Source organism: Marinobacter halophilus, assembly GCF_003007685.1.
GTDB classification, from domain to species: Bacteria; Pseudomonadota; Gammaproteobacteria; order Pseudomonadales; family Oleiphilaceae; genus Marinobacter; species Marinobacter halophilus.
Map to the genome: position 1 here is coordinate 134,988 of NZ_PXNN01000017.1, position 25,968 is coordinate 160,955.

Sequence of the window (25,968 nt, forward strand, 5' to 3'; positions counted from 1 at the left end):
TTATGGAACTGTTTGATCTGGCCCTCATCTGGGCGTTTATTATTGGTTTTGGCATCATTATGTATGTGCTGATGGATGGCTTTGATCTGGGCGTTGGGATTCTGTTCCCGTTCGCCCCGTCTGAGCAGGATCGGGACACCATGATGAATTCGGTGGCACCGGTATGGGATGGTAATGAAACCTGGCTGGTGCTGGGTGGCGCCGGGCTGTTGGCGGCCTTTCCCCTGGTGTATTCCATCATTCTGCCGGCGTTGTACATCGGTGTGTTTCTGTTGTTGGCCGGTCTGATCTTCCGGGGCGTGGCCTTTGAATTCCGGTTCAAGGCCCGAACGTCCCGTTACCTGTGGAACTGGTCGTTTGCTGGCGGCTCCACTGTTGCGGCTTTCGCACAGGGCGCAGTGGTTGGCGCCTATATCCAGGGCTTCGAGACTGCGAACGGCGCCTACGTTGGCGGCGCACTGGACTGGCTGACGCCATTCACCGTGCTCACCGGCTTTGGCTTATTGGCCGGCTACGCCCTGCTCGGCTCAACCTGGCTGATCATGAAAACCGAAGGTCGGCTGCAGGACTGGGCGTACCGGATAACCACGCCGTTGCTTGCGGCCGTGTTGGTGATCTTTGCCATCATCAGTGTGTGGACGCCGTTCGTTGACGACATGGTTCGCGAGCGCTGGTTCTCGAACCTGACCGTGATCTGGATCCTGCCCGCGCTGACGTTACTGTGCGCTTTCCAGATCTGGCGGTCTGTCCGATATCGTTTCGAGGGCATGCCCTTCGTCGCAACCATGGGCTTGTTCATTACCACTTACCTGGGCCTGATCGTCAGCCGCTGGCCCTATGTTGTGCCGCCCAATTACACCCTGTGGGATGCGTCTTCAGCCTATGAGTCGCAGCTGTTCCTGTTAATTGGCCTGCTCTTTGTCATCCCGATTGTACTGGCGTACACCGCCTGGACATACTGGGTGTTCCGGGGCAAGGTGCGCGCTGGCGAGGGGTATCACTGAGTGTCTGAACCCGCCCAGGCCGACATCCGCCAATGGCTTTCCGGGCTTGCCCGGAATAGTCAGCGCTGGATTCGGATAACAGTGTTGGCGGGCGCCTTGGCCGGGCTGGCGACCATTCTCCAGATGGTGCTGCTGGCCTGGCTGGTGCATCAGATTGTGATTGACGGCCAGCCGGCTGCCGGGCTAACCGCCGGATTTGCCGCGCTGATCGGTGTACTTCTACTACGGGCGGCCGGTCAGGGTTTGCAGTCACACTTTGCCGCAAGGTGCAGTGAGCAGGTGCGCCGGGATGCCCGGCGCCAGCTGCACCGTCACTGGCAGGATTCTGGTCCGGTGGCGCTTGCAGACGATTCTGCGGGCACCTTGACCCGCGAATGGCTGGACCATGTCGAAGCCTTGCATGGCTACTTTGCCCGCTTTATGCCGCAGATGTCCCTGGCGGTGATCATCCCCATTGCAATTCTGATACTGGTGTTCTGGCTTGACTGGCTGGCCGGGATCTTTCTGTTGTTGTCCGCCCCGTTGATTCCTTTGTTTATGGCGTTGGTGGGTATGGGCGCGGAAAAGGTCAACCAGCAGCATTTCGAAATCATCGGCCGGCTATCTGGCCAGTTTCTGGACAAGGTTCGTGGGCTGACCACGTTGCAACTGTTCGGGCAAACCCGCAGCGCCAGCGAGACCTTGCATCAGCGCTCCGACCAGTATCGACGGATCACCCTGAAAACGCTGAAAGTGGCGTTTCTATCCTCGGCGGTGCTCGAATTCTTCGCCTCGGTGGCGATTGCCGTCATTGCGATCTACATCGGCTTTGGTTTGTTGGGGTACATCACCTACGGCCCCAGCCCGGAGCTCACGCTGTTTTCCGGGTTGCTGATTCTGTTGTTGGCGCCCGAGTTCTTCCAGCCCTTACGAATTCTGTCGCAACATTATCATGACCGCGCGGCGGCCCTGGGTGCGGGGTCAGAGATTCTTGCCCGGCTCAATCAACCCGTAGCCGGCCTGGCCAAAACCACTCACCCCACAGAAACTCAAACCGATGACATCGTCGCCCTGACAAGCATTACCTTGAGTTACCCGGGTGGCAAACCGGTTCTGTCTGAGCTGAACCTGTCGGCCCAGCGCGGTCAGTCGATGGCGCTGACCGGCCCTTCTGGCGGCGGCAAGTCATCCCTACTGCACCTTCTGGCGGGGTTCATACAACCGGACCAAGGGACTGTGAGGGTGTTTGGTAGCGCTCCCGGCAGCGAACCCTTCGGCTGGCTGGGCCAGCGAGGATTCTGGATTCAGGGCTCCTGGGCCGACAACCTGCGCCTGACCTGCCCGGATGCCTCGGACATAGCCATCGAAACGGCTTTGCGACAGGTAGGCCTCGGCAGTGTACTGGAAAGCCGCGCTCAGGGCATTCACAGCGAGATTGGCGAAGACGGCCAGGGATTATCCGGCGGTCAGGCCCGCCGATTGAGTCTGGCCCGGATTTTTCTCGCGAACTACGACCTGATCCTTCTTGATGAACCTACGGCCGGGCTTGATGCCACCAGCGAAATTCTGGTTCTGGAGGCGCTACACAAGTTGGCGGAATCCGGCAAAACCCTGATTTTCTCGACCCACCATCATGCGCTGCTGGCCCTCGCCGACCGAATACTGATCGTCAATGACGGGGAGGTTCACGATGCATGAGCTGCGCCCTTGGTTGAGGCTGATTTTCCGCCGGCGCGGCCGGCTGACTATTGGTGCCCTGCTGTTGTTGGCGACGTTGCTGTCCGGCATCAGCCTGCTGGCCCTGTCTGGCTGGTTCCTGACTGAAACCGCGTTGGTGGGTCTGCTGCTGGCAGCCGGGACTCAAGCCTACATCAACCTGTATGTGCCGGGCGGCGGGATTCGCTTTTTCGCGGTGTCTCGCACCGTGTCCCGGTATCTGGAGCGGTTATACAACCACAATACGGTGTTGCAGTTGCTGACCGATATCCGGGTGGCGCTGTTTAACCAGATGGCGACCGCCAGTCAGCGCGACCGGGGCGAGAAAAGTGGCGCTCAGTGGTTGTCCCGGCTCACGGCCGATGTGGATGCCCTGGATACGTTGTATCTCCGGGTGATTGCCCCGACCGTGCTGGCGGCTGTCGTCAGCCTGATCCTGGTGGTGGCTGCCTGGCTATTCTTCACCGGCACTCTGGCGGTGTTTATTTTGGCAGTGCTGACGTTGGCAATCTATGTCGCGAGCCGCCGTGTGTTTGCCCACACCCAGAGTTTGTCCGGTCAGCTGAGCGATCAGCAGGAGGCCCTCAGAGGCGACGTGATTGAACATCTGGAGGGCTACGCCGAACTGACAGCGGCCGGCCGCACCGGCAAACACGCCGGCCGGCTGATGCGCCAGGCCCGGTCGGTGTCGCGCATTCAGGCGCGGGTCGACAGCCAGGCCGGTTGGCATCAGGCGGCATCGCATCTATTGGTCAACCTGACGGTTGTGATCACGCTTTGGTCAGGCGCAGCGCTGTTTCAACAAGGACAGTTGAATGGCCCGGTGCTGGTCCTGCTGCCCATTGCCTTGTTGGGCCTGATCGAAGTCTATGCCACGCTGCCAGACGCCTTTGCCAAACTGGGTGCGACCCTATCCGCTGCCAGACGTTTGAATGATGAGGTTACGCCAGGTTCGCAACAGGCCGGGCAAAAGCCTGTTGATCAACAGCTCAAAGACGGTATGGCCCTGATTGCCCGGGATGTATCCGTGGGTCATCCGGGCCATGCGCCGGTTCTCAGCCACTTCACACTGAGCATAGTTCTAGGCGAGCGGCTGGGTATCGTGGGCGCTTCAGGGGCTGGAAAATCCACTCTGGCAGACACCATTGCTGGCTTGATCGACCTGAAAGCCGGCACCATCACGGCCCTGCCCTGCGCTTATCTCACTCAAAAGACTGTGATATTTGAAGATACGGTAAAAGCGAATTTGCTGTTGGGCAATCCCACTGCGACGGATGGCGATGTCTGGCGGGTTCTGGAGCTGGTTGACCTGGCAGAAAGGTTTGTCCGTGAACCGGACGGTCTGAATACCTGGTTGGGCAGCGCGGGCAACCGGTTATCCGGTGGCGAAGCACGTCGGCTAGTACTGGCGCGAGTGTTACTGAACCCGGCTGCGCTGGTGATTCTGGATGAACCGTTTACCGGTGTCGATGCAGACACTCGGGAACGTCTGTCGCCCCGGATCAACCAATGGCTGGAGGGGCGCGCAGTCATTAGCCTGGGGCATGGGCCGGAAGCTTTACTGCCTTCCGGTCACACCTTGCACCTGAACTGACGCTCAGCGGGTTTCCAGTACCTCGAAGGTCAGGCCCGCTTTGCTGGTCAGGCGATCCAGCAGCTTGCCATCCAGCGCCGAGGCCGGCGTCCAGAAACCACCCTTGGTGGTTTCATCGGTATCAAAGGCCAGACACAGCCCTGCCTCACCAAGCATCTTGGAGGTCGAGCCATAGCCGGGATCACGGTCACCGGTCACCTTGGTGATGATGGTCTTACCATCCTGGGTGCGGCCAATAAAGCGCAGGTCATAGAAGCCCTTTTCCTGGTCTTCCGGGCTGGGGCCATCGCCGGGCTTGGGCACCAGTTTTTCAACCACCCACCGGGTCGGCTTAATCGCCGATGCCGTAAAGAAGGCACCAAGCGCCGCGGTGATGCCGTATGCGGTCAAGCGCCCTTTAGGTCCTTTACCGGTCATCATGGCTTCGTCGTAGGTGAACTCCATACCATACCGGGCGTTTTGCATGGCGTTGGAACGATGCACTACCCGCGTGTTGATAGCACCCATGACAAACGGTGCGAGCCAGACACCGAAATCTTTATCGTATTCCGCGGTTTTCAGGCTCGGCTGGCGTGCTTTCGAGCGGTGTCCTTCGGGGCAAATCGAAAACGGGTTTGCCAGTTCTTTGCGCAGTTTCGGGTCCGCACCGGCCTCTTTGGCGACGTTGATCATCGAGGCCACGGTACCGCCGGACAATCCGCCCTTGGCGACCTTGACCCGCATACGGACGTCCTGACAGGTCTGGCCAAAGGTCTGTTCAGCCTGCTGTTGCAGGTACCATACCCCCATGTCTGAGGGAATCGAATCAAACCCGCAACAATGGACGATACGGGCACCGGTCTCTTTGGCCTGCGCTTCATAACGCTCAACCATCCGGCGAATCCACTGTACCTCACCGGTCAGATCACAGTAATCCGTGCCCGTTGCGACGCAGGCTTTGACCAGGGGCTCACCAAATAAGGCATAAGGTCCAACGGTCGAGATCACCACTCGGGTTTGACGGCACATGGCGGCCAGGGCATCGTTATCAGTGGCATCTGCCAGAAGCACCGGCAGATCTGCGGCAGAAGCACCTAAACCGTCTTTCAGGGCTTTGAGTTTACCTTCGGACCGACCCGCAATCGCCCATTTGACGTCGCCACCGGCGCCGTAATTTTCCGCGAGATACCGGGTGAGAATCTGTCCAACAAAACTGGTGGCACCGAAGACAACCAGGTCAAAATCTGCCTGTTTGGAATGGGTCATTGTTCATCCTTAATTAGAAAGTGTAAAAATATATTGGGCTTCAATCACGGTCAGCGCTTGGCTTTTGCAATCATAAGCACCATAAACACGGCAACTCCCAGCCCCCAGAAACCATTCAATATCAGGCCGCCGACCCAGGTCTGGACTGACACCGCCAGGTCCTTCATCGGGAACACCACGAGCATCGCCACGGCAGTGGGCGCAATGGCGCCGAGCGTGATATGAACCAGCCAATACCCTGCACCGGTCAGACGACCGGCAACAGTCCATAACGCAATGCCCCATAAACCCCCAAAAAAGGCAAGAGACAGCACCGAAGGAACACCAAGCGGGGGTACCGGGGTAAGGTTATATGGCGCAACGGGTACAGCGCCGAGCAGGTAAAAAACGGCGAATAGCCCCTGATGAAAAACCAACGTTGCCAGCAATCCTGCTATAAACGCCTTCAGCCAGACCATAGTTCAATATCCTTGTTGTGTTTCTGGGATTAACGGCGTCTTGTTGAGCTCTACGCCGATGGTAACAGGTTTAATCTCCGGGCCGACTTTCCTCGATGCATCTGCATCCGCGTCCAGTCGGCCAATCGTTTGCCACACGGCCTGTTGCACACTGTACCAGAGCGTAAACAGACCGTGGAGGCACACCTTGATCACTTTCCTGACCCTGACAAGCCTGTTTCTGCTGCTACTCAGCAGCCTACTATTATGGCAACTATTTGAACAACGCAAGATGATCTGTCAGATGCTGGAAAACGAGGGTATCGGTGACACCCATCAGGATCCGGAGCTGGTGCTTACGTTAAGAGTTCTCAATCCGATTGCCCTGGCAAAACGCCACTCCCGAACCGGAAGGATTCTGGCCGACCGGCTCCCGATCATGACGCGCAAAATGGTTTACCAGGAAGTGATGAAAGAATTGGAAACGGAGCTGTTGGAAAGGGATATAGATGTCAACATGCACATTGAGTATCGCTGAAGGGGCCATCCTATGATCGCGCTGTTACTGACAACGCTGTGTCTTGCCGGCACTGGCTATCTTTTGTTTGTGGGCTATCGGGTTTCCGAACAATCCCGACGGCAGCTGCGCATACTGAACGCGCATCGCATTGCCGCCCGCAGCGCCATACAGAAAAGCCGACTAGATCTGGCGGAAGTGCGTAACCGAGCTCGCTTGCTGGAGGATACGGTGTCTGGCGGCGCATCCGCTGTCGAAAAAGTTCATAAAGCGATTGCCAATACCACGTTTGGCCTTATCGACATGTTCTCGAGAGACGAGGACTTCCGGGATAACGCCCGTAAAGCCCGCCAAAGCCATGAACAGAAAACCGAACAGGTATACAAAGCAGTGCGGACAACCAACCGGGCTCTGCACATACTGGCCGACAGTCTGATTATGGGCAAAGCCGAAAAACGTATTGTTTCAAAAACAAAAAAGGCACCCTAAGGTGCCTTTTTTGTTAGAGAGTTCAGAAAGTTACAGAACTTTCTTCAGCTCTTCTTCGAACTGCGGAACCGCTTCGAATAGATCCGCAACCAGGCCATAATCAGCAACCTGGAAGATCGGTGCTTCTTCGTCCTTGTTGATCGCAACGATCACTTTGGAGTCAGACATACCGGCCAGGTGCTGGATGGCACCGGAGATGCCGACCGCAACGTACAGCTGCGGAGCGACGATCTTACCGGTCTGACCGACCTGCATGTCGTTCGGTACGAAACCAGCGTCCACCGCGGCACGCGATGCGCCAACAGCGGCACCCATCAGATCAGCAACCTGCTCCAACATCTTGAAGTTGTCGCCGTTCTGCATACCACGACCACCGGAAATCACGATACCGGCAGAGGCAAGATCCGGGCGGTCAGAAACGGCTTTCTCTTCGCCTACAAAAGAAGACAAACCAGCATCTTTGACAACGTCGAGCTGCTCAACGGAGGCAGAACCACCTTCAGCGGCAACCGGATCAAAACCAGTCGGGCGCACCGTGATCACCTTGATGCTGTCGCTGGCCTTCACCGTAGCGATAGCGTTACCGGCGTAGATCGGACGCACAAAGGTGTCGGCAGATTCAACGCGGATAATGTCAGACACCTGAGCAACGTCCAGCAGCGCAGCAACGCGCGGCATGAAGTCTTTACCCGTGGTACCGGCAGAAGTCAGGATGTGGCTGTAGCCTTTGCCAATTTCAGCAACCAGCTCACCCAGGTTTTCGGCCAGGAAATGACCGTAAACCGCGTTGTCTGCAACCAGAACCTTGGTTACGCCTTCTGCCTTGGCAGCGGCTTCCGCGATGGCGCCTACGTTTTCGCCTGCAACCAGCACATCGATGTCACCACCGATGGCCTTGGCTGCCGCTACAACGTTCAGAGTAGCCTGCTTCAGGCTGCTGTTGTCGTGTTCAGCAATTACCAGGATGCTCATTTAGATCACCTTCGCTTCGTTCTTCAGTTTATCCACCAGCTCAGCAACGTCAGCCACCTTGACACCAGCCTGGCGAGAGGCCGGAGCCTCTACTTTCAGGGTGGACAGGCGCGGGGTGATTTCAACACCCAGATCGGCGGGGCTCATGGCGTCCAGCGGTTTCTTCTTGGCCTTCATAATGTTCGGCAAAGAAGCGTAACGCGGCTCGTTCAGACGCAGGTCAGTGGTAACCACCGCAGGCAGGTTCAGCGCAACGGTCATCAGACCGCCATCTACCTCGCGGGTTACGTTAACTTTTTCACCATCAACAACCACTTCAGAAGCAAAGGTGCCCTGGCCCATACCGGTCAGTGCCGCCAGCATCTGGCCAGTCTGGTTGTTGTCGGAATCGATGGACTGCTTGCCAAGAATAACCAGCTTGGGCTCTTCTTTCTCAACAACAGCCTTCAGCAGCTTGGCCGCTTCGAGGGACTGAACTTCTTCGTCAGTCTCGATGTGGATACCACGGTCAGCACCCAGTGCCAGAGCAGTACGAATTTGCTCCTGAGCAGCCTTCGGGCCAATGGATACAACAACGATTTCACTGGCAACGCCCTTCTCTTTCAGACGAACCGCTTCTTCAACAGCGATTTCGCAGAACGGGTTCATTGCCATCTTGACGTTGGCGAGGTCTACACCAGTATTGTCCGGCTTGACGCGCACCTTTACGTTGTAGTCGATAACTCGTTTTACAGCGACCAGAACCTTCATAGATTCCTCGTTCTTCTACAAATGGGTTTAATGACTCGCAATCCCTGACGGAATGCCTGCTAGATAATGCAAAACAATACTGCAGGCTATGTTTTACCGGGTCAATGACCCCATCCGACGCGTCGGGACTGCCTTCACAGCCAATAGACCGGGTTGACCCGGCCTGGCAATGAGACGATACTAAAAATCGACTCAAAACACACGAAATTTCGGTGTACACGTACAATGCCAAAGGCGAGCGCAAATTTCAAACAAACGTTTGTTTGATTTCTCAAATGCGTTATCCTTTCGGGACAAAGGGCCTGCTCAGAGGGCTCGGGGCTGTCGTCTATAGGCATTTTTACCGGTATGATGTCGCCCCTGATCAGTTAGACAGATAGGCCTGCGGGCAAACAACATCCACTAAAAGAAGCTGTTTGAGGAGACCAACGTGGAACGCGAATCGATGGAATTTGATGTTCTGATCGTCGGCGGCGGCCCTGCTGGCCTGTCGGCTGCCTGCCGCGTCATGCAACTGGCGCAGGAAGCTGGCGAAGAATTGACTGTATGTGTCGTTGAGAAAGGCTCCGAGGTCGGTGCACATATCCTCGCCGGCACCGTGTTCGAGCCCACCGCCCTGAATGAACTCTTCCCGGACTGGAAAGAGAAAGGCGCGCCGCTGAACACCCCGGTTACCCGTGACGACATTTTCCTGCTGAAAAACCAGGAAAAATCGACCAAAATCCCTAACGCCTTTGTGCCCAAGAACATGCACAACCATGGCAACTACATCATCAGCCTTGGCAACCTGTGCCGCTGGCTGGCTGAGCAGGCTGAAGGTCTCGGTGTTGAGGTTTATCCAGGTTTTGCAGCCTCTGAAACCATCGTTGAGGATGGCCAGGTCAAAGGCATCATCACCGGGGATATGGGCGTAGCCCGTGACGGTTCCGAAAAAGATGGCTACATGCCGGGCATGGAACTGCGCGCCAAATACACGCTGTTCACCGAGGGCTGCCGTGGTCATTTGGGCAAACGCCTGATCAACGATTTCAAGTTGGACGAAGGCAAAGACCCCCAGCACTATGGTATCGGCATCAAGGAACTGTGGGACATTGATCCGGCCAAACACGAGCCCGGCCTGGTTGTGCACACCACCGGCTGGCCCCTGAACGAATCCGGCTCTACCGGCGGCTCTTTCCTGTATCACCTGGAAGGTGGTCAGGTGTATGTTGGGCTGATCACCGATCTGTCTTACAGCAACCCTCACTTGAGCCCGTTCGAAGAATTCCAGCGCCTCAAGCACCACCCGGAAGTCAAAAAGTATCTGGAAGGCGGCAAGCGTGTCGCCTACGGTGCCCGCGCAATCACCAAGGGCGGTTACAACACGCTGCCCAAAATGAGTTTCCCGGGTGGCCTGCTGCTGGGCTGTGACGCCGGTACGCTGAACAGCTCCAAAATCAAAGGCTCCCACACCGCGATGAAGTCAGGCCTCCTGGGCGCCGAAGCAGTGTTCGATGCATTGAAGGAAGGCAAGACTGGCGAAGAGATCACCGGTTTTGCGAAGCGTTTTGAAGACAGCTGGCTGTACAAAGAGCTCTACGCCGAGCGTAATTTTGGTCCGGCCATGCACAAGTTCGGTAATATTGTGGGTGGAGCGATTGCGTTCTTCGAGCAGAACATTCTGCGCGGCAGCCTACCCTTCACCTTCCACGACACCACGCCTGACTACGCCACCATGAAGCCGGCGTCTGAGTGCAAGAAGGTCACTTATCCAAAGCCGGATAACAAACTGACGTTCGACCGCCTGTCTTCGGTGTTTATTTCCAACACCAACCACGAAGAAGATCAGCCAGTTCACCTGAAACTGACCGATCCGGACATTCCGCTCAAGGAAAATCTGCCAAAGTATAATGAACCCGCGCAGCGTTATTGCCCGGCAGGCGTATACGAAGTAATCGAAGCCGAAGACGGCAGCGGCAAGAAGTTCCAGATCAACGCTCAGAACTGTGTTCACTGCAAGACCTGTGACATCAAGGACCCTTCGCAGAACATCACCTGGGTAACACCGGAAGGTGGCGGCGGCCCGAACTACCCGAATATGTAAGGGTGTCGCGTTAGTTAAAAAGGGCCAGATTTCGATCTGGCCCTTTTTTGTGGCCTACCTACCCCAGCTTTTCTTAAGACCAAAAAAAAACGGCTCCCGAGGGAGCCGTTTTCGATCAACCGTTCCGAAGAGATCAGTGCACGTGGCCGTGCTCTTGCTCTTCGTCAGTTGCTTCGCGAGCTTCTACCACTTCTACATCGAAGTGCAGAGTCTGGCCTGCCAACGGATGGTTGGCATCAATGGTGACAGTCTCGTCACTGACTTCGACTACGCGAACCACCTGAGGGCCGCCCGGAGTCTGGGCCTGGAACTGCATGCCTGGCTCGATGGCGTCTACACCTTCGAAGGCTGAGCGTGGAACTGGCTGAATCAGCTCTTCGTTCACTTCGCCATAGCCTTCAGCGGGATCAACAGATACCTTCACCTGATCGCCTGCGTTCTTTTCGTTCAGCGCGCTTTCCAGTCCGCCGATGATGTTCTGAGCACCTTCCAAATACGCCAAAGGCTCACGGCCTTCTACACGGGAGGAATCGAGCTGTTCTCCCTGGTCGTTAGTGAGCGTGTAATGGATGGTGACAACACGAGGTTGGGCCATGTGATCTCCTTGCGTGTCGCAATGACTGTGTATTTAAAATGTAGGCAATCGAAAGTGATCGTGAACAGCCAGACTGCACAGAGGAACTAACGACCACCGGGCCTCGTTAGAGAGCCAGGCTCGGTAACAAGTCAGAAAGCACAGTTTAACAACTGACAGACTGTGTTTTCTACCTTGTTTATTGAGTCAAATGCAGAGTTTTCAACCGCCCTGCCCGATTTTCCAGAATTTTCCGTGACTAAGCACACCCAGCTGAGCTTCACCCTGAACGTCGCGCTCTTCTACCCGTTCGGCCAGATCATAGAACGCAGCCGTTACCAGCCGGGCTTCAACACCATGGCGAACCTGCACAATCGGTCTTGGCTCTTCAGTACCCGGGTAGCTGCCAACGACCAGAGGGTGGTCTGCGCCAATCTCCAGGATTTCACCGACATTGGTGGTAACAGACAGTACCTGTTGTTCACCACCACCCGAACTTACCAGGGAATGCGCCAACAGAGGCGTATCCTCAACCTTGATGCGCCATTTCTCCACCGGGGTCACCAGATAGTATTCTCCGTCGTCTTCCCGGCGCAGAATGGTCGCGAATAGCTTGACCGTCGCTTCTCTGGCAATCGGCGCCCCCTGGTAGAGCCACTGGCCGTCCCGGGTGATGATCAGGTCCATGTCACCAGACAATTCCGGATGCCAGGCTTCCAGCGGCGGCAGCCCTCTCGGAGTGGTTGCCTGCTCAACGGATTTAGCGATGTCGTCGGGTTTTCTGCTCACAGATGAAATCTCCCTGATTAGAGGCCGCGCATCCACTCGGCTCGCAAAGGAACCGCCCCGGGTTTGTCGATAGCGAGATTAACCTGATCCAGCAATCGCTGTTTATCGCGCCCCAGAGTGCCCTTGAGCACCAGGTAGTTTGACGCATGGTCACTGCGGAAAATGGTCTGCTCAAGTTCCAGATGTTCCAGGAACACGCGAATTTCTTCAAACAGGCCTTGCTGGCTCAATGGCACGAAATCCCCACCAAAACCCTCACGAAAGCGCTCTTCACCTTGGGGAAAGCTAACCACCAGGGTAGACAGGTAATCGGGCTGTGTTTCGTTACACAGGGTGGCGGTGTTGATAGCATGCTGTCGGGACAGGCTTTCTCCACCCAGGCCATTGAGCACCATCACCGAGCTGGTCAAACCAGCCTGCCGGATCTTGGTCAGCGCTGAGCGTGTGGACTCCCAGGTTTCGCCTTTGTTGATACGGCGCAACACCTCGTCGTCACCGGACTCCATCCCTACGTATAGAATGCCGAGGCCGGCCTCTTTTAACTCGGCCAATTCTTCAACGGATTTTTTCGCCAGGTTGCGCGGCAGGCAATAGCTCGAGACTCGGCGCAACTCCGGAAATGCCTGTTTCAGATCCGCCAGAATTTCCAGCAATCTGCGCGTCGGCAGTACCATGGCATCGCCATCAGCCAGAAATACTCTGGGAACGCTTTCAAACGCTTCAGCCGCCCGCGCAATGTCCCGGCGCACATCCTCGGGCTTTCGGGCCCGGAATTTTTTCTGGGGTTGCGTATACATTTCGCAGAAAGTGCAATTATTCCACGAGCAGCCGTTGGTGACCGGCAAAATCAGCGATTTTGCTTCACTGGGCGGCCGGAAAACCGGTTCGACATAGTCAATGGGAAAGCTGTGCATAGCGTCTCGGGATGGATATCAATGAGTGGAATATAGACTAGATCAGGGCAAAAACTGAGCTTTCAAGTCCGCGCAACCGGGACCAACTACCGGCATGTCCAGCAGCACCGCTTGCGAGGTCATGAATGGTATGCCCCTGCGATGGCCATCCACCAGTAATGTCGACAGGCTGCCGACAAACGGCATATGGGACACCAGCATCAGTGGCGATGCCCTGGTTTCCAGAAGTGCATCCAGGCATCGGCCGGGATCGTCATCAGGGGTAATGAAATCACACTCCAGGATCGGGCAATTGAGAACTTCAGAAACGATAGCCGCGGTCTGGCGGGCACGAACGTAGGGGCTGGACCAGATACGCTCCGGTCGCCAGGGCGACTTGGCGATCTGCGCTGCCACGGTCGCAACACCGGCGCGGCCGGCTTCAGTCAGTTCCCGCTCCTGATCGAGCGTGTGCCAGCCGGCTTCGCCGTGGCGCATGATGATCAGATGCAAAACGCTCCCTCCCAGCCCATTGTCACTGAGTAATGGTACGCGGAAGAATGAATTCGACGTCAGAATTCTGAACCGCCATCATTAAGCTGCTTATGACGGCGTTAATCGAAGCGTCTTTGTACAGAATCTCATACAAGCCACGAACCAGTGGCATATAGATGCCGATAGACTCCGACTTCTCTTTAACTAGCTTCAGGGTGTAGATGCCCTCCGCAACCTGGCCCAGCTCTTTGGCCGCTTCGTCCAGCTTCTTGCCTTTACCGACGGCATAGCCCACACGGAAGTTCCGGCTCTTGTTGGAGGTACAGGTTGCGATTAGATCGCCTACTCCTGCCAGGCCCATAAACGTCATCGGATTGGCCCCCATACTCACGGCAAAGCGGCTCATTTCGGCCAGGCCGCGGGTAATCAGCATCGCTTTCGCGTTCTCACCCAAATCAAGCGCAGAAGCCAACCCGGCGACGATGGCATAGATATTCTTGAGTGCGCCAGCCAGCTCCACCCCGTACACATCCACGTTTGCATAGACCCGAAAATACTCGCAACCCAGCAATTCCTGTATGGCTCGACGCACCTCTGGATCTTTGGCGGCAATGACCGTTGCGGTCAATTCCCGATTGACGATTTCACCCGCAAGGTTTGGACCACTGAGCACCCCCGAGCGGCACTTGGGAATTTCTTCCTGGAGGATTTCGCTCATCAGCTTGAAGCCGTGCTCCTCAATACCTTTGGTCAGGCTGACGACGATTTGACCGTCACGGAACACCTGGCTGTTGTCGCGGATAACGGCGCGGAACGCTTTGGAGGGAATGGCCACCAACACCACTTCGGCTTTCCGGACGGCTTCGGCAAGATCTGTGGTCGGTTGAATATCACCTTCGAGGGTGATGTTGGGCATATACCGCTTGTTGATACGGGTCTGGCGAATCTCTTCGGCTTGATCTTGGTCGCGCATCCAGAAATGGACGGTGTGACCATTCTCGCCGAGCACCTTGGCCATGGCGGTACCAAAGCTGCCGCCACCCAGTACGGCCACATCCCTAGAAGTCGCCCCGTCTTTGCCGGGCGTTGCGTTATCAGGCATATCCATTCCGTTTTGTTGCTTGGGGCATTGCCCGGAAAGGGGAAGGCCGGGGTGTTAGCCGGGCTCTTCGCACTCCAGAGCGCGCACCAGGTTCTTGAATTCTTCCCTGTTTCTGCTGTTCATACCCATCAGCACTTTGTGGGCGTCCAGCACTTTGTCTCTGACCTGCTGTTCGCTGGCCTTCAAAACAGGAATCTCTTCGAGCTCTTCAATTCGGGAAGCGGGCTCCCGGACAATGATGAAAATCTTGTCAAAGCCCATAGACGAAATAATGCGGGTGACATCAGGATTGGTGGAAATCAGCGTAGGCAGAAACTTGCTCTGTTTTTCCGCTGCAAGAGCGATTTTGGCCAACAATCCCAGAGTAGTACTGTCAATGATGTCCGTTTCAGTCAGGTCAATAACCACCGTTTTGAACTGAGGGTCCTGGGTAATTGACTCAACCAGATTGTCCAGCGTCGAACATAAGTTCAGCCGGATTTCTCCAATAAACTTCAGGACATAGATCCCCTGCTGATCAGCTTGCAGGATTTTATAACCAGCCATTTTCACCGTGCCACTAAGTCGACGACGTGTTGTCTGAACCATTTATGGTATCAGTTACCGATACTATCGCGATATCGTCCGGCAGCTCCGTGATCTTATCCAGACCCAGAGCGTCACTCAGCGATGCGATAGTGTGACTACCTCCCGAAACGAGTTCAAGTAGTCTCTTCTCCTTTTCATCCAGAGATTTGGCCGGAATCACTTCAAGAATGCCATCAGAAAACAGAATCAACCGGAAGGGCCGGTCCAGGGTGACTTGATAAAGCTCCCATTTCGGATCTTCAAAAAGACCCACGGGCAGCCCGCTGCCCTCCAGAAAGCGCGTTTCTCCGCCCTCAAAAGACAGAATCGGCATCGGAAAATGCGCGCCGACAGCGTAGGTCAAGACCCGCGTCGAAATCGAAAAAATGCCCACAAATACGGTGACGTGCTTGCCCAGACCGGTATCCAGCAGTTCCGAGTTGATTCGCTCCAGAAACCGCTCCGGGTGCAGGATGTCGTCACTGGACTGGCGCCGCATGTTGCGCTGCAGACGATTGGTCAGGTTTTTCAGCAACACGGTGACAAAGGCGGAGCTCGCCCCGTGCCCCGACACATCAGCGATGTAAACAAGGACTTTGTCTTCGGTGATACGGAAGTAATCGAGAAAGTCACCGCTGAGATATAAGGAAGGTTTGATCAGGTGGTCTACCTGTAGGCCGGACAGGCGCAGCTCGTGATCCGGCAGCATTTTCAACTGCACTTTACGGCCCGCATTCTGATCGGCTCTGAGCTCTGAAATACCGGCGCGAAGATCCCGGTTGGCTTCTTCCAGTTCTTGTCGGTAGAGCTGGTTGAGCCGATTGACCCGAACCCGGTCAAACAATTTACCGATGACATCGTCGAGCGCGCCTTTGTCATCATTACAGGGTTTGAGCACAACATCGGCGGCGCCGGCCCTAAGGGTCTGAATAATGTCCGAGCTGGATTCACTGCTGGTGCAGGCAACAATCGGGGTGAAGTTTCCGGTTTCATCCAATCGCTTGGAGAGATCGCTGATGGCTTCTGGCGGGAGGTCTGCAAAGATCACATCAGGAATGTTATCGTCAAACAGTCCCCGGGCGGAGTTTACATCCGGAAAACCGGTCGCATAAAAGCCCCTCGCTTCGAGGTAGCGAGACAAGTCGGCACGAGCCTGTTCGTTGGCATCGATAATCAGTATGCGCTCGGTGCGCGAGGTCATGTTGATTGCCTTAAACTACCAGCGATAAAAGAGAAATTGGCTTCATAAGGCCTATTCTGGCACGCCGCTGTGATATAACAAGGCCAGTATGGCCAATTTGGGAGATTTATAACTATGCGACGTGCCGTCAACGATCTGCTCGGTGCTTATGACAAGCTTATCATGGACCCCGTGCACGGCGGCATTCCCCTGTATCGCCATGAAATTCAAGTAATTGATCACCCTTTGTTTCAGCGCCTCCGGAACATCTGTCAGAACGATATTCTCAGCCTGGTGTTCCCCGGTGCGACCCATTCGCGTTTTCTGCACAGCATCGGCGTGATGCACGTTGGCACCCGAATGTTCCGCTCCATGATTGACGCCTATCTGCGCGAGCGGCAACTCAGCGAACACACCGACTTGAGCCTGAGTCAGCTGGATGCCATTGATTACCTGTCGAAAACCATCCGGCTCAGCTGTCTTTTGCATGACAGTGGTCATTCCAGTTTTTCCCATCAGTTCACTCAGGCCCGTCGCATTCGGGAGCTGATGTCACGGCCCGGACGTTTTCGCGACCTGTGGGACGGTGTCGATTACGGCCGTTACCACCCGGAAGAGCCAGAGGAACTGGAACATGAGCATTATTCAGTGCGGGTTGCCCACGAGGTATTGGCCTCGGTCGACCTGGACAGTGCTGGCCTGAATCCCGTTGATGTGATCGGCATTATGGAAACCACGAGAGTCGCGCCCAGCGAGACCTTTTGTCGCCACGCCCGCACCTTCTGGGAATTCATTGCCGGAGATGACGCCATTGCCGGCACCATCGCCGCTCAGGATGTGCCCGGACTGGTCATGGGGTTGCTCGCCTCCATCGTATCCGGCGAGATAGACGCAGACCGCGCCGATTACATGTTGAGGGACGGGTTCCACAGCTCGGTCACCATTGGCGGCTTCAACCTGGATCACCTACTGAGTAATCTTCGTTTTGGCTGGGAAGTATCCGAGCCCTGGATGGGGCTGGCCATTACCCAGAAAGGGCTCGGCGCGCTGGAAGACTTTGTCTACAGCCGCTACCAGATGTACCGGAAGGTCTATGCCCACAAAACCGCGCTGGGTTTTGACTGGCTGCTACGGGAAGCCATTAACGAGGTGCTGGAAGATCCGGAAAGCTTCGAATGGATCGACACCTGCCTTAGTAACATGAAATTCTTTGCCGAGCTGACCGACAACTTTTTCTGGGAGGCTTTCCGGAAAGTGGCGCGCCGCCAACCGCAAAGCTATTCATTCTGCATCGTTAACCGGATCAAGCTCGACCACCTCGACACCAGGGAAAATCTGAACCTCAGCAGCATTGACGGCCACAGCCGCTGGCTCGCCGAACAACTGAAACTGGACCCGGAGAATGTCGTTACCTGCTCGATGCGCGCCCGGTTTTCAAACATTCAGGATAATTTCAACGGCATCAAAGTGCTGGTCCGAAATCCGGTGAGCCGGGAGCGCTCACTGCGCAAGATTACCGACGTCAGTGCCTTTTTCTCGAAATTCGGCGACGGCACCATCACCCACTTCTACAGCCGGCCAGAAGCCACCAAACCGGCGCCTTCCGACCTTCAAGAATAGGCCGCGGGCTTACTCCATAGCGGCTACCAGCTTCCGGGCACTGTCCCAGGCACCTTCAACCCGGCCACCGGCAAGCCAATCGCCAGCAAGGCCAATACCCTTGTCCTGATCCAGCAGGTAGCCGGGCTTGTCGCCATCCGCCGACCGCGCGTATAACCAGCGATGAGCAACCATCTCGGTGGGCTCAGCATTGTGACCGGTAAGGACGGCAAACTCGGCCAGAAGCTCGGTGCATACTTCATCAGGAGTTGCGTCAACGTTGGCAGTTGTCCACTCAGGAGTTGCATGCAGCACCCACCACTGGCCTGAATCGTCACGGCCAGGCTTGGAGGAATTGTTTGCCACCCAATACAGCCGCTTGGCGTTCGGTCGCATCGCATCAAAACGATCGGTTGGTGGTTGGGCAAAATGCGCGGCTACCGCCCAGCAGGGCAAAATCTGTTCAACCGGCTTTGCCAGCTTTGCGGCCAGGCCATCGAGCCCGCTTGCCTCCAGAATATCCCGGGCCTGTGCCGGTGGCGCGGTGATGATCACCCGATCAAAAACGCCCTGGTTGTGCCCGTCAGTGCACTCCAGTTGCCACTGTACGCCTTGTGGAATAAGGCGCGCGATCCTTACTTCGGCCTGAACATCAAGATCGGCGGAAAGCGCCCTTGTGATGGCCGTCATCCGCGGAATGCCCACATACCGGTTCTCGTCCGGAAAAGGTTGCCAGCTGTTGTCGGTATCCTGAAACCCGAACCGGGCCGGCCAGACACCAAACGCCTCGCTTTTTCCATGCAATTCCAGGAACGCCAAAAAATCCGGATCACGGGCGGTGAAATACTGGGCTCCGATGTCCGCAGAGCTGCCGCTCACCCGTTTTGAAGACATCCGGCCTCCAGGCCCGCGACTTTTTTCGAACACCCTGACATGATGGCCCAAAGTGCCAAGATAAATCGCCGCAGTGAGGCCTGCCACACCTGAACCGATAACGGCGATGGTGCGTATTGTTGTGGTATCTGATGTAACTTGAAGCATGGTTTCATATGGCCCGATTGAATTACTGGTTAACAAACATTCTGAGATGGTTCGACTCTGAAGCAGGTTCAGATCACCTGGATACCAGCTCCAGATCTTTTAACATGGTGCGGGTGCTGCCTTTCATCGCTCTTCACCTTGCTTGCCTGCTCGCTTTTTTCACCAGTGTCAGCACATTTGCCGTGATGTTCGCAATTGGTTTTTTTGTCGTCCGCATGTTTGCTATTACCGGCTTCTATCACCGGTACTTCTCTCACAAGACATTCAAGACCAGTCGTAAAGCGCAGTTCGTGTTTGCCATCCTCGGCGCCAGCGCAGCTCAGCGTGGGCCCCTTTGGTGGGCAGCGCATCATCGCCACCATCATCAACATTCGGATGACCCTGAGGACCTTCATTCGCCGCATCAAGGCGGTTTCTGGTGGTCTCATGCTGGTTGGTTTACCTGCGACGCAGGCTTTGCCATGGACCAGCGCAGGATACGCGATTGGCTCAGGTTCCCGGAACTACGCTTCATCAACCGGTTTGACTCGCTTATCCCGGCTGCGTTCGCGGTGCTGATTTACCTGCTGGGTGAAGCGCTGGCCGTATGGGCACCAGGATTAGGTACTAACGGTTTTCAGCTGCTGGTTTGGGGCTTCTTCGTCTCAACTGTGTTCTTGTTCCATGCCACAGTATCGATCAATTCGCTTTCTCACGTCTGGGGCAAGCGGCGTTTCGCGACCGACGACGACAGCCGTAATAATTTCTGGTTGGCGTTGGTCACTCTCGGTGAAGGTTGGCACAACAACCATCATCGCTGGCCGCGGTCCGTCCGTCAGGGATTTCGGTGGTATGAAATTGACGTTACCTGGTACGGGCTTTGGCTGTTGTCCAAACTGGGCATTATTTGGGATCTGAATCCGATTCCCGCCCATATTCAGGAAGAAACCCGAGAATTGGACAATTTAAGGAGGAAGCGAAAATGACGACCGCCTCTGTAATTGAGTTTGGCACCCGTGATACAGCATTGCCCAAGGTAATGGAACGGTTTTGCAGCCTGTTCAATGAGCTGGACAAGGGCAACCTGCACAAACTCCAGGATGTTTACGGTGAGGACATCCTGTTTCGAGACCCCTTTGGTGAAGCGAGTGGCCTTGACGAATTGACCAGCTACTTCGCTGGCGCCTATGCCAACGTGATTCGCTGCCGGTTCCGATTCGAGACACCCGTGATTCAGCGCGGCTGGTGCACTATTCCGTGGGTAATGGAGCTGCAGCACAAACGAATCAAAGGCGGCAAACCCGTGGAGGTGGAAGGTATAAGCCATCTTGAAATTCGGGATGGCCGTGTTCGTTACCACCGCGATTATTTTGATGCTGGCCAATTGTTGTACGAAAACCTGCCCGTTGTTGGCGGCGTAATCCGTTGGCTCAAGGAGCAAGCTGGATGAGCAAGCGACTTACCAGCCCCAGTAACGTCTGGCTGACCGGAGCATCATCTGGAATCGGCGAAGCCGTTGCCCACGAATTGGCGAGGCACAGTCACAATCTGATTGTGACGGGCCGCCGGTTAGAGGCATTAGAAGCATTGGCCTCACACTACCCCGGGCACGTGGTGTCGGCCGCAGCCGATACCACCAGCGCAGCAGATCTCTCCGGCATCGAAGATACACTCGGCCACTTCGGCGATCTTGATATGGCCATTCTCAATGCCGGTACCTGTGAATACGTGGACGTCGCCAACTACAACAGCAAGGTCATCGAAGCCAACATCATGACCAATGTGGTCGGCACTGCCCGTAGCCTGGACATTGCCTTGCCGGCACTTCGCGCCACCCGGGCCAAAGGCAAGCCGGCGACTCTGGTGATCGTCAGCTCTTCGGCCTGGTGGTTTCCGTTTGCGCGTGCGGAAGGTTACGGCGCCTCCAAGGCCGCCCTTACTTATTTTGCTCATGCGTTGAGAGCCGATCTGGCGGCGGAAGGTATTGATGTGGTGGTGGTGTCCCCGGGCTTCGTCAAAACCCCGTTGACCGACCGCAACGACTTCCCCATGCCATTTATTATCAGCTCGGAAGACGCCGCGACAAGGATTCGTATAGGCCTCGAAAAAGGCAAATCCGAAATTGCCTTTCCCCGTCGTTTCACCTGGACGCTGAAAGCCTTGGGAGCATTACCTCAGGGTTTTGTTGATCGCATGGCAGCCTCCATGGCCCGCAAAAACAATTCTTGAATTCTCTAGACACAGGAACGAATTGCATGAACCCGAATCGTCAGCGTATTGCTGTGATTGGCGCCGGCGTTTCCGGCTTGACCGCAGCCTGGCTGCTGAGTGAGCACCACGATGTACAGGTGTTTGAAGCAGGCGACTACGCGGGCGGCCACACCAACACCGAGCGAGTAGAGGCTGGCGGCCGCATCTGGCCGGTAAATACCGGGTTTATTGTCTATAACGACTGGACCTATCCGAATTTCATCAAGTTGATGGACCGGCTCGGCGTTCCGTCGGAAGTGAGTGAAATGAGCTTCAGCGTCGATTGCCATTCGTCGGGCCTACAATACAACGGCACCAGCCTGAATACCCTGTTCGCCCAGCGTAAAAACGTGTTCAATCTCAACTTTCTGAAAATGATCCGCGAAATTCTGCGATTCAACAAAGAAAGTCGGGCGGATCTGGCGAATGGCCAGATTCCGGAAGGCGAAACCTTGGGCGAGTACCTGAATCGCAATCGCTACAGCCGCTACTTCCGGAACAATTACATAGTCCCGATGGGTGCCGCGATCTGGTCTGCCCCTGAAATCGTGCTGGAGCAGTTCCCGATACGATTCTTTCTACAGTTTTTCAATAACCACGGCATGTTGTCCGTGGATGACCGACCAACCTGGCGGGTGATTTCTGGCGGCTCTGCAACCTACGTCACCAGAATGATGCAGCGCCTCGGTGACCGAACGCACCTGAACAGTCCGGTCAGTTCGATCGAGCGGGATGACGACGGCGTTACTGTCGTGGTAAATGAACAGCGTCACCCGTTTGATCAGGTGATTCTGGCCTGCCACAGCGATCAGGCTCTGGCGATGCTGAGCGACCCCACAGACCAGGAAAGTCAAATTCTGGGTGCTATCCCCTATCAAAAGAACGACGTGGTGCTGCACACCGATGCCCGCGTGTTGCCCTCAAACAAACTGGCCTGGGCCGCCTGGAATTACATGATTCCGGAGCACAGCACGCAACCGGTGTCGGTCACCTATAATATGAATATCCTGCAGAACTTCGACGACGCACCCGAGACCTTCTGCGTCACGCTGAACCGGAGCCACGACATCGCCCCGGAAAAAGTCATCAAACGCTTTGAATACGACCACCCGGTATTCACGCTGGCTGCCGTCGCGGCGCAGGGTCGCTATGACGAAATCGGGAACCGGAACCGTACCCATTTTTGCGGTGCTTACTGGTTCAACGGGTTTCATGAAGACGGTGTACGCAGTGCCCTGCGGGTTACCCGGGCGTTTGGCGTGGAGCTCTGATCATGGCCACTGAATGGCTAGAAGGTACTATAAGACATCGCCGTAAGGTGCCGGTTTTTCACGAATTCAACTACAATATTGGCATGTTGGCGTTGGACCTGGACGAATGGTCCAGCGTTACCCGAAGTAGTCCGTTTTTCTCGTTGGAACGCTTCAACTGGCTGTCGCTGTACCGGAAGGACTATCTCGACCCCGAAATACCCAGTCTTCGTCAGGCAGTATACAACCGGGTAAAAAGTGCGACTGGCTGGGCACCGGTGGGTCCGATCGAGCTGATTACCCACCCCCGCTACCTGGGTTATGTGTTCAATCCGGTCAGTTTCTATCTGTGTTACGAGCAAGGCGAAAGCCCTCAGAACGGAGATGTTCCCCGGGTCATCCTCGCGCAGATCACCAATACTCCCTGGAAACAGAAGCACGCGTACTGTTTGGAGAGCCGCCAGCCGGGACCAGTGGATCCATCAGACTGGCACACCGAACGCTTCGCCTTCAGCAAGCGCTTTCACGTTTCCCCGTTCAACGGCATGGATCAGCATTATCAATGGTTGTTCAGCTTTCGTGGGCCGCAGTTGCGGATTCACATGAATGTTGAACAGGGTCAAACGAAACATTTCGATGCCACTCTGGTAGTCCAACGCACGCCGTTTGATCGTAAAAGTCTGCACAGAGGCCTGCGACGGTTTCCGCTGGAAACCATCAAGGGCACTGCCGGAATCTACTGGAATGCTCTCAGATTGAAGCTCAAAGGTGCACCTTTCTACACCAACCCGGACAAGCTGGAACAAGGCTCCAGTGAGTACCGCAAAGGCGCTGATGACCGGGGAGCAGACATCACCACAACGCCGGCAACCACGACCAAAGATTTTGAACCTGCAGGAAGGGTAAGCTCATGGAGAACCTGAACACGTCAGCCGATCGCCAGGCCGCCAACGGTTCGCCGTTGCCGGTGGTGAGTCGGGTGTCCCGGCAACTGGTCTGCCATCAACTGTCCCTGCTTGGCCAGGGCACACTGGTGGTCCGGGAAGAAGGGTTTGAGGATCGGGTTTTCGGTGATGGCAATGCGGATTACCCGGCTGCCGAGCTGGTCATTCATGACCACACCACCTGGCGCGACCTGGTCACCGGGGGCAGCGTGGGTGCCGCCGAGGCTTATGTCGCCGGGGATTGGAGCTCACCCGACCTGACTGCGTTACTACGGTTCTTTTCCCGCAACATCGACACCATGAACGCCTTTGAAGACAAGTTCAGCTGGGTCAGTAAGCCGGCACTGAAGGCGCTGCACTGGCTCAACCGGAACACCCCGGAAGGTTCTCGCAAAAACATCAGCGCCCACTACGACCTTGGCAACGATCTGTTCAAACTGTTTCTCGACCCGACTATGATGTATTCCTCGGCCATCTACCCGCGGCAGGACGCCACGTTAGAAGAGGCTGCGGTGCACAAACTGGACACCATCTGCAAAAAACTGGATCTGAAGCCGGGCGACCGTGTGGTGGAAATTGGTACCGGCTGGGGTGGCTTTGCCATCCATGCCGCGAAACATTACGGCTGTCACGTGACCACCACCACCATTTCCAGAGAACAGTTGGAACTGGCCAGAGAGCGGGTGCAAGCCGAAGGCCTGGAAGACCGCATTTCCCTGCTGTTCGATGACTACCGCGATCTTGAAGGCCAATTCGACAAACTGGTTTCCATCGAAATGATCGAAGCCGTCGGCCCACAGTTTCTCGACAGTTACCTGTCGCAGATCAGCAAGCTGCTCAAACCCGATGGACTGGCGCTGGTGCAGGCCATCAACATGCCGGAACAGCGCTACCACCGGGCCCTGAAAAACGTCGATTTTATCCAGCGCTTTATTTTCCCGGGCAGCTTTATTCCCTCCTTCGGGGCGATCCTGGCGTCCATGCGCCGCGATTCCGATCTGGTGCTGACCCACGCCGAAGACTTTGGTTTTCATTACGCTCGCACACTCCGGGACTGGTGCGAACGGTTCATGCTCAACCGTGACACCCTGAGCAATCAAGGTTACGACGAGGCTTTCCAGCGCTTGTGGCATTTCTACTTTGCCTACTGCGAAGCGGGCTTCAGCGAACGGGCGATTGGGGTTGCTCACCTGGTGATGGCCAAACCTGCCAACAAACGCGCGAACATTCTCAGCCTATGATCGCCTCAGAACCCGCCCGCAACGTCATCAACTTTGTTCTGTTTCAGATCGGCTGGCTGACCTGCGTGATGTTTCCAGGTCTGGCCGCGGCCGGACTGGTGCTGATTTTTCTGGCTGTTCACTTCGCGCTGGTCAGTCAGAGACGCTTTGTCGAGCTGCAGTTCATCGGCTTTGGTGTGGTGCTGGGCAGTCTGATGGACACGCTCTGGTTCCAGACCGGCGTGCTTGGTATTGCCGGCGCTGAGGAAGTGCTGGTTGCGCCGCCCTGGCTGGTGGCCATCTGGGCCATGTTCATGACCACGATTTGTCACTCGCTGGGCTGGATGGGCCAGCGTAAATGGCTGCCGTATATGTTTGCTCCGATAGCCGGGCCGTTTGCATACTGGTCCGCCAGCAAGCTGGGTGTAGTTACCCTGCCAGACCTGAACTTATCATTAGCCGCCATGGCGATAGGCTGGCTAGTGCTATTCCCGTTGTTGCTATTCATCCGCAACAGCCTGTATTCGGAGTTGCAGTCATGATTCGTTCAACCCTCATCCTGAGTGCACTTCTATTTTCAGCACCAACTGCCCTTGGTAGCCCTTTTGAATTTACCGGCACCGCAACCGATGACCGAGACAATCTGATCTACGTGGAGTCGCATCGGGTGGAGGGTCACTGCGCCGAAGGTGTGTTCCAGCCAGTGATGCACTCGGTTCAGTACCGCGAAACCCGCCGGGACGAGCCCTTTGCCGTTAAAGCGCTGAGCTTTGACAACGGCTCCTTGCGCCCGACCGTGGAATTCAGCCAGCCGGATTACAACGAACAGCTGAACATTCGCCATATGGAACCCGACGAACTCGAGATTCAGTGGCAACAGCCTTCCGGTAACACAGAGGTCTACAGCGTCACATTTGATCAAAGCCTGGTCGTCGACGCTGGCTTTGATCACCTGGTCAGAGCAAACTGGGACAGAGTCGCCAGGGGTGAAGCGATAGAGTTCCGGTTCCTTGCGCCGACTCGGGGTGAGCACTACGGTTTTGTGCTGGAATCGACGTCGAGCAGCCAGATCAGTGCCGATGTGGTGGTTCGAATTCGCCCAACCAGTCTGGTATTGAGGCTACTTGTCGATCCGATTGTGCTTGGCTACAACCGGGAAGGCGCCCTTACCGATTATCTGGGCCTGACCAACATTCGCCGGAATTCAGACGAAAATTACACCGCCCACATCCGTTATCAAGTCTCCAACTACCCGGATTGTGAGCTGACCCCCTGAAATCGGCGGCCCAGCCAAACGGA

At 55.9% G+C, this 25,968-nt stretch carries 27 protein-coding genes; 15 read left to right on the forward strand and 12 right to left on the reverse strand.

What is annotated here, in order from left to right:
• Positions 1-2 precede the first annotated feature (2 nt).
• The 3 genes from cydB to cydC are packed head-to-tail and all read left to right on the forward strand — an operon-like array spanning position 3 to position 4,293.
• Positions 3-1,004, forward strand: a complete 1,002-nt coding sequence (gene cydB, locus C7H08_RS14475) for a cytochrome d ubiquinol oxidase subunit II (protein WP_106672953.1) — start codon at positions 3-5, stop codon at positions 1,002-1,004.
• Positions 1,005-2,681: a thiol reductant ABC exporter subunit CydD gene (gene cydD, locus C7H08_RS14480; protein ID WP_106672954.1), complete on the forward strand. Its 1,677-nt coding sequence runs from the start codon at positions 1,005-1,007 to the stop codon at positions 2,679-2,681. It begins immediately after the preceding gene.
• The gene (cydC, locus tag C7H08_RS14485; protein WP_106672955.1) at positions 2,674-4,293 is read left to right on the forward strand and encodes a thiol reductant ABC exporter subunit CydC; all 1,620 of its coding nucleotides are present in this window, start codon (positions 2,674-2,676) and stop codon (positions 4,291-4,293) included. The genes cydD and cydC overlap by 8 nt, the downstream gene beginning before the upstream one ends.
• 3 nt (positions 4,294-4,296) lie before the next feature.
• On the opposite strand, the gene C7H08_RS14490 is transcribed toward cydC, so the two are convergent.
• Positions 4,297-5,538 carry a saccharopine dehydrogenase family protein gene (locus C7H08_RS14490; protein ID WP_106672956.1) on the reverse strand — a complete coding sequence of 414 codons (1,242 nt, stop codon included), beginning with the start codon at positions 5,536-5,538 and terminating at the stop codon, positions 4,297-4,299.
• Positions 5,539-5,588: 50 nt separating this feature from the next.
• Entirely contained in the window at positions 5,589-5,996 is a 408-nt protein-coding gene (locus tag C7H08_RS14495; protein ID WP_106672957.1) for a hypothetical protein, read from the reverse strand.
• A gap of 187 nt (positions 5,997-6,183) precedes the next feature.
• On the opposite strand from C7H08_RS14495, the gene C7H08_RS14505 reads away from it, so the two are divergent.
• Both C7H08_RS14505 and C7H08_RS14510 read left to right on the forward strand, forming a co-directional pair.
• Positions 6,184-6,513 carry a hypothetical protein gene (locus C7H08_RS14505; protein WP_106672959.1) on the forward strand — a complete coding sequence of 110 codons (330 nt, stop codon included), beginning with the start codon at positions 6,184-6,186 and terminating at the stop codon, positions 6,511-6,513.
• A 12-nt stretch (positions 6,514-6,525) separates the two neighbouring features.
• Positions 6,526-6,981 (forward strand): hypothetical protein, encoded by a 456-nt coding sequence (locus C7H08_RS14510; RefSeq protein ID WP_106672960.1) that lies wholly within the window; start codon positions 6,526-6,528, stop codon positions 6,979-6,981.
• A gap of 30 nt (positions 6,982-7,011) precedes the next feature.
• Here C7H08_RS14510 and C7H08_RS14515 read toward each other — a convergent pair whose 3' ends face one another.
• Together C7H08_RS14515 and C7H08_RS14520 are read right to left on the reverse strand one after the other, a co-directional pair.
• Positions 7,012-7,953, reverse strand: a complete 942-nt coding sequence (locus C7H08_RS14515) for an electron transfer flavoprotein subunit alpha/FixB family protein (protein ID WP_106672961.1) — start codon at positions 7,951-7,953, stop codon at positions 7,012-7,014.
• On the reverse strand, positions 7,954-8,703 hold the full coding sequence (locus C7H08_RS14520) for an electron transfer flavoprotein subunit beta/FixA family protein (protein WP_106672962.1): 750 nt from the start codon (positions 8,701-8,703) through the stop codon (positions 7,954-7,956).
• A 430-nt stretch (positions 8,704-9,133) separates the two neighbouring features.
• Between C7H08_RS14520 and C7H08_RS14525 the strand changes: the two genes are divergently transcribed.
• Positions 9,134-10,786: an electron transfer flavoprotein-ubiquinone oxidoreductase gene (locus C7H08_RS14525; protein WP_106672963.1), complete on the forward strand. Its 1,653-nt coding sequence runs from the start codon at positions 9,134-9,136 to the stop codon at positions 10,784-10,786.
• Positions 10,787-10,919: 133 nt separating this feature from the next.
• Here C7H08_RS14525 and C7H08_RS14530 read toward each other — a convergent pair whose 3' ends face one another.
• From C7H08_RS14530 to C7H08_RS14560, 7 genes are all read right to left on the reverse strand, one after another.
• Positions 10,920-11,381, reverse strand: a complete 462-nt coding sequence (locus C7H08_RS14530; protein ID WP_106672964.1) for an FKBP-type peptidyl-prolyl cis-trans isomerase — start codon at positions 11,379-11,381, stop codon at positions 10,920-10,922.
• Between the two features lie 201 nt (positions 11,382-11,582).
• Positions 11,583-12,149 (reverse strand): DUF1285 domain-containing protein, encoded by a 567-nt coding sequence (locus tag C7H08_RS14535; protein ID WP_106672965.1) that lies wholly within the window; start codon positions 12,147-12,149, stop codon positions 11,583-11,585.
• 17 nt (positions 12,150-12,166) lie between these two features.
• Positions 12,167-13,063, reverse strand: coding sequence for a radical SAM protein (locus C7H08_RS14540; RefSeq protein ID WP_106672966.1), 897 nt, complete (start codon positions 13,061-13,063; stop codon positions 12,167-12,169).
• A 42-nt stretch (positions 13,064-13,105) separates the two neighbouring features.
• A complete protein-coding gene (locus tag C7H08_RS14545) occupies positions 13,106-13,555 on the reverse strand; it encodes a SixA phosphatase family protein (protein ID WP_106672967.1) in 450 nt (149 codons plus the stop codon).
• A 22-nt stretch (positions 13,556-13,577) separates the two neighbouring features.
• Positions 13,578-14,639, reverse strand: a complete 1,062-nt coding sequence (locus C7H08_RS14550; protein ID WP_106672968.1) for an NAD(P)H-dependent glycerol-3-phosphate dehydrogenase — start codon at positions 14,637-14,639, stop codon at positions 13,578-13,580.
• A gap of 54 nt (positions 14,640-14,693) precedes the next feature.
• Positions 14,694-15,185 (reverse strand): STAS domain-containing protein, encoded by a 492-nt coding sequence (locus tag C7H08_RS14555; RefSeq protein ID WP_106672969.1) that lies wholly within the window; start codon positions 15,183-15,185, stop codon positions 14,694-14,696.
• A gap of 13 nt (positions 15,186-15,198) precedes the next feature.
• A complete protein-coding gene (locus C7H08_RS14560; protein WP_106672970.1) occupies positions 15,199-16,407 on the reverse strand; it encodes a PP2C family protein-serine/threonine phosphatase in 1,209 nt (402 codons plus the stop codon).
• A gap of 114 nt (positions 16,408-16,521) precedes the next feature.
• Between C7H08_RS14560 and C7H08_RS14565 the strand changes: the two genes are divergently transcribed.
• The gene (locus C7H08_RS14565; RefSeq protein ID WP_106672971.1) at positions 16,522-18,006 is read left to right on the forward strand and encodes an HD domain-containing protein; all 1,485 of its coding nucleotides are present in this window, start codon (positions 16,522-16,524) and stop codon (positions 18,004-18,006) included.
• Between the two features lie 9 nt (positions 18,007-18,015).
• On the opposite strand, the gene C7H08_RS14570 is transcribed toward C7H08_RS14565, so the two are convergent.
• Positions 18,016-19,026: an NAD(P)/FAD-dependent oxidoreductase gene (locus C7H08_RS14570; protein ID WP_106672972.1), complete on the reverse strand. Its 1,011-nt coding sequence runs from the start codon at positions 19,024-19,026 to the stop codon at positions 18,016-18,018.
• Positions 19,027-19,034: 8 nt separating this feature from the next.
• Here C7H08_RS14570 and C7H08_RS14575 point away from each other — a divergent pair, with 8 nt between their 5' ends.
• The 8 genes from C7H08_RS14575 to C7H08_RS14610 are packed head-to-tail and all read left to right on the forward strand — an operon-like array spanning position 19,035 to position 25,945.
• Positions 19,035-19,991 (forward strand): acyl-CoA desaturase, encoded by a 957-nt coding sequence (locus C7H08_RS14575; RefSeq protein WP_106672973.1) that lies wholly within the window; start codon positions 19,035-19,037, stop codon positions 19,989-19,991.
• Positions 19,988-20,455: a nuclear transport factor 2 family protein gene (locus C7H08_RS14580; RefSeq protein ID WP_106672974.1), complete on the forward strand. Its 468-nt coding sequence runs from the start codon at positions 19,988-19,990 to the stop codon at positions 20,453-20,455. Before C7H08_RS14575 ends, C7H08_RS14580 begins: the two co-directional genes overlap by 4 nt.
• The gene (locus C7H08_RS14585; protein ID WP_106672975.1) at positions 20,452-21,234 is read left to right on the forward strand and encodes an SDR family NAD(P)-dependent oxidoreductase; all 783 of its coding nucleotides are present in this window, start codon (positions 20,452-20,454) and stop codon (positions 21,232-21,234) included. Before C7H08_RS14580 ends, C7H08_RS14585 begins: the two co-directional genes overlap by 4 nt.
• Before the next feature lie 26 nt (positions 21,235-21,260).
• Complete coding sequence (locus C7H08_RS14590; protein ID WP_106672976.1) at positions 21,261-22,526, forward strand: NAD(P)/FAD-dependent oxidoreductase; 1,266 nt, start codon at positions 21,261-21,263, stop codon at positions 22,524-22,526.
• A 2-nt stretch (positions 22,527-22,528) separates the two neighbouring features.
• Positions 22,529-23,428, forward strand: coding sequence for a DUF1365 domain-containing protein (locus C7H08_RS14595; protein ID WP_106672977.1), 900 nt, complete (start codon positions 22,529-22,531; stop codon positions 23,426-23,428).
• Positions 23,416-24,690 carry an SAM-dependent methyltransferase gene (locus C7H08_RS14600; RefSeq protein ID WP_106672978.1) on the forward strand — a complete coding sequence of 425 codons (1,275 nt, stop codon included), beginning with the start codon at positions 23,416-23,418 and terminating at the stop codon, positions 24,688-24,690. The genes C7H08_RS14595 and C7H08_RS14600 overlap by 13 nt, the downstream gene beginning before the upstream one ends.
• Positions 24,687-25,211 carry a DUF2878 domain-containing protein gene (locus C7H08_RS14605; protein ID WP_106672979.1) on the forward strand — a complete coding sequence of 175 codons (525 nt, stop codon included), beginning with the start codon at positions 24,687-24,689 and terminating at the stop codon, positions 25,209-25,211. The genes C7H08_RS14600 and C7H08_RS14605 overlap by 4 nt, the downstream gene beginning before the upstream one ends.
• Entirely contained in the window at positions 25,208-25,945 is a 738-nt protein-coding gene (locus C7H08_RS14610; protein ID WP_106672980.1) for a hypothetical protein, read from the forward strand. The genes C7H08_RS14605 and C7H08_RS14610 overlap by 4 nt, the downstream gene beginning before the upstream one ends.
• Positions 25,946-25,968: the final 23 nt, after the last annotated feature.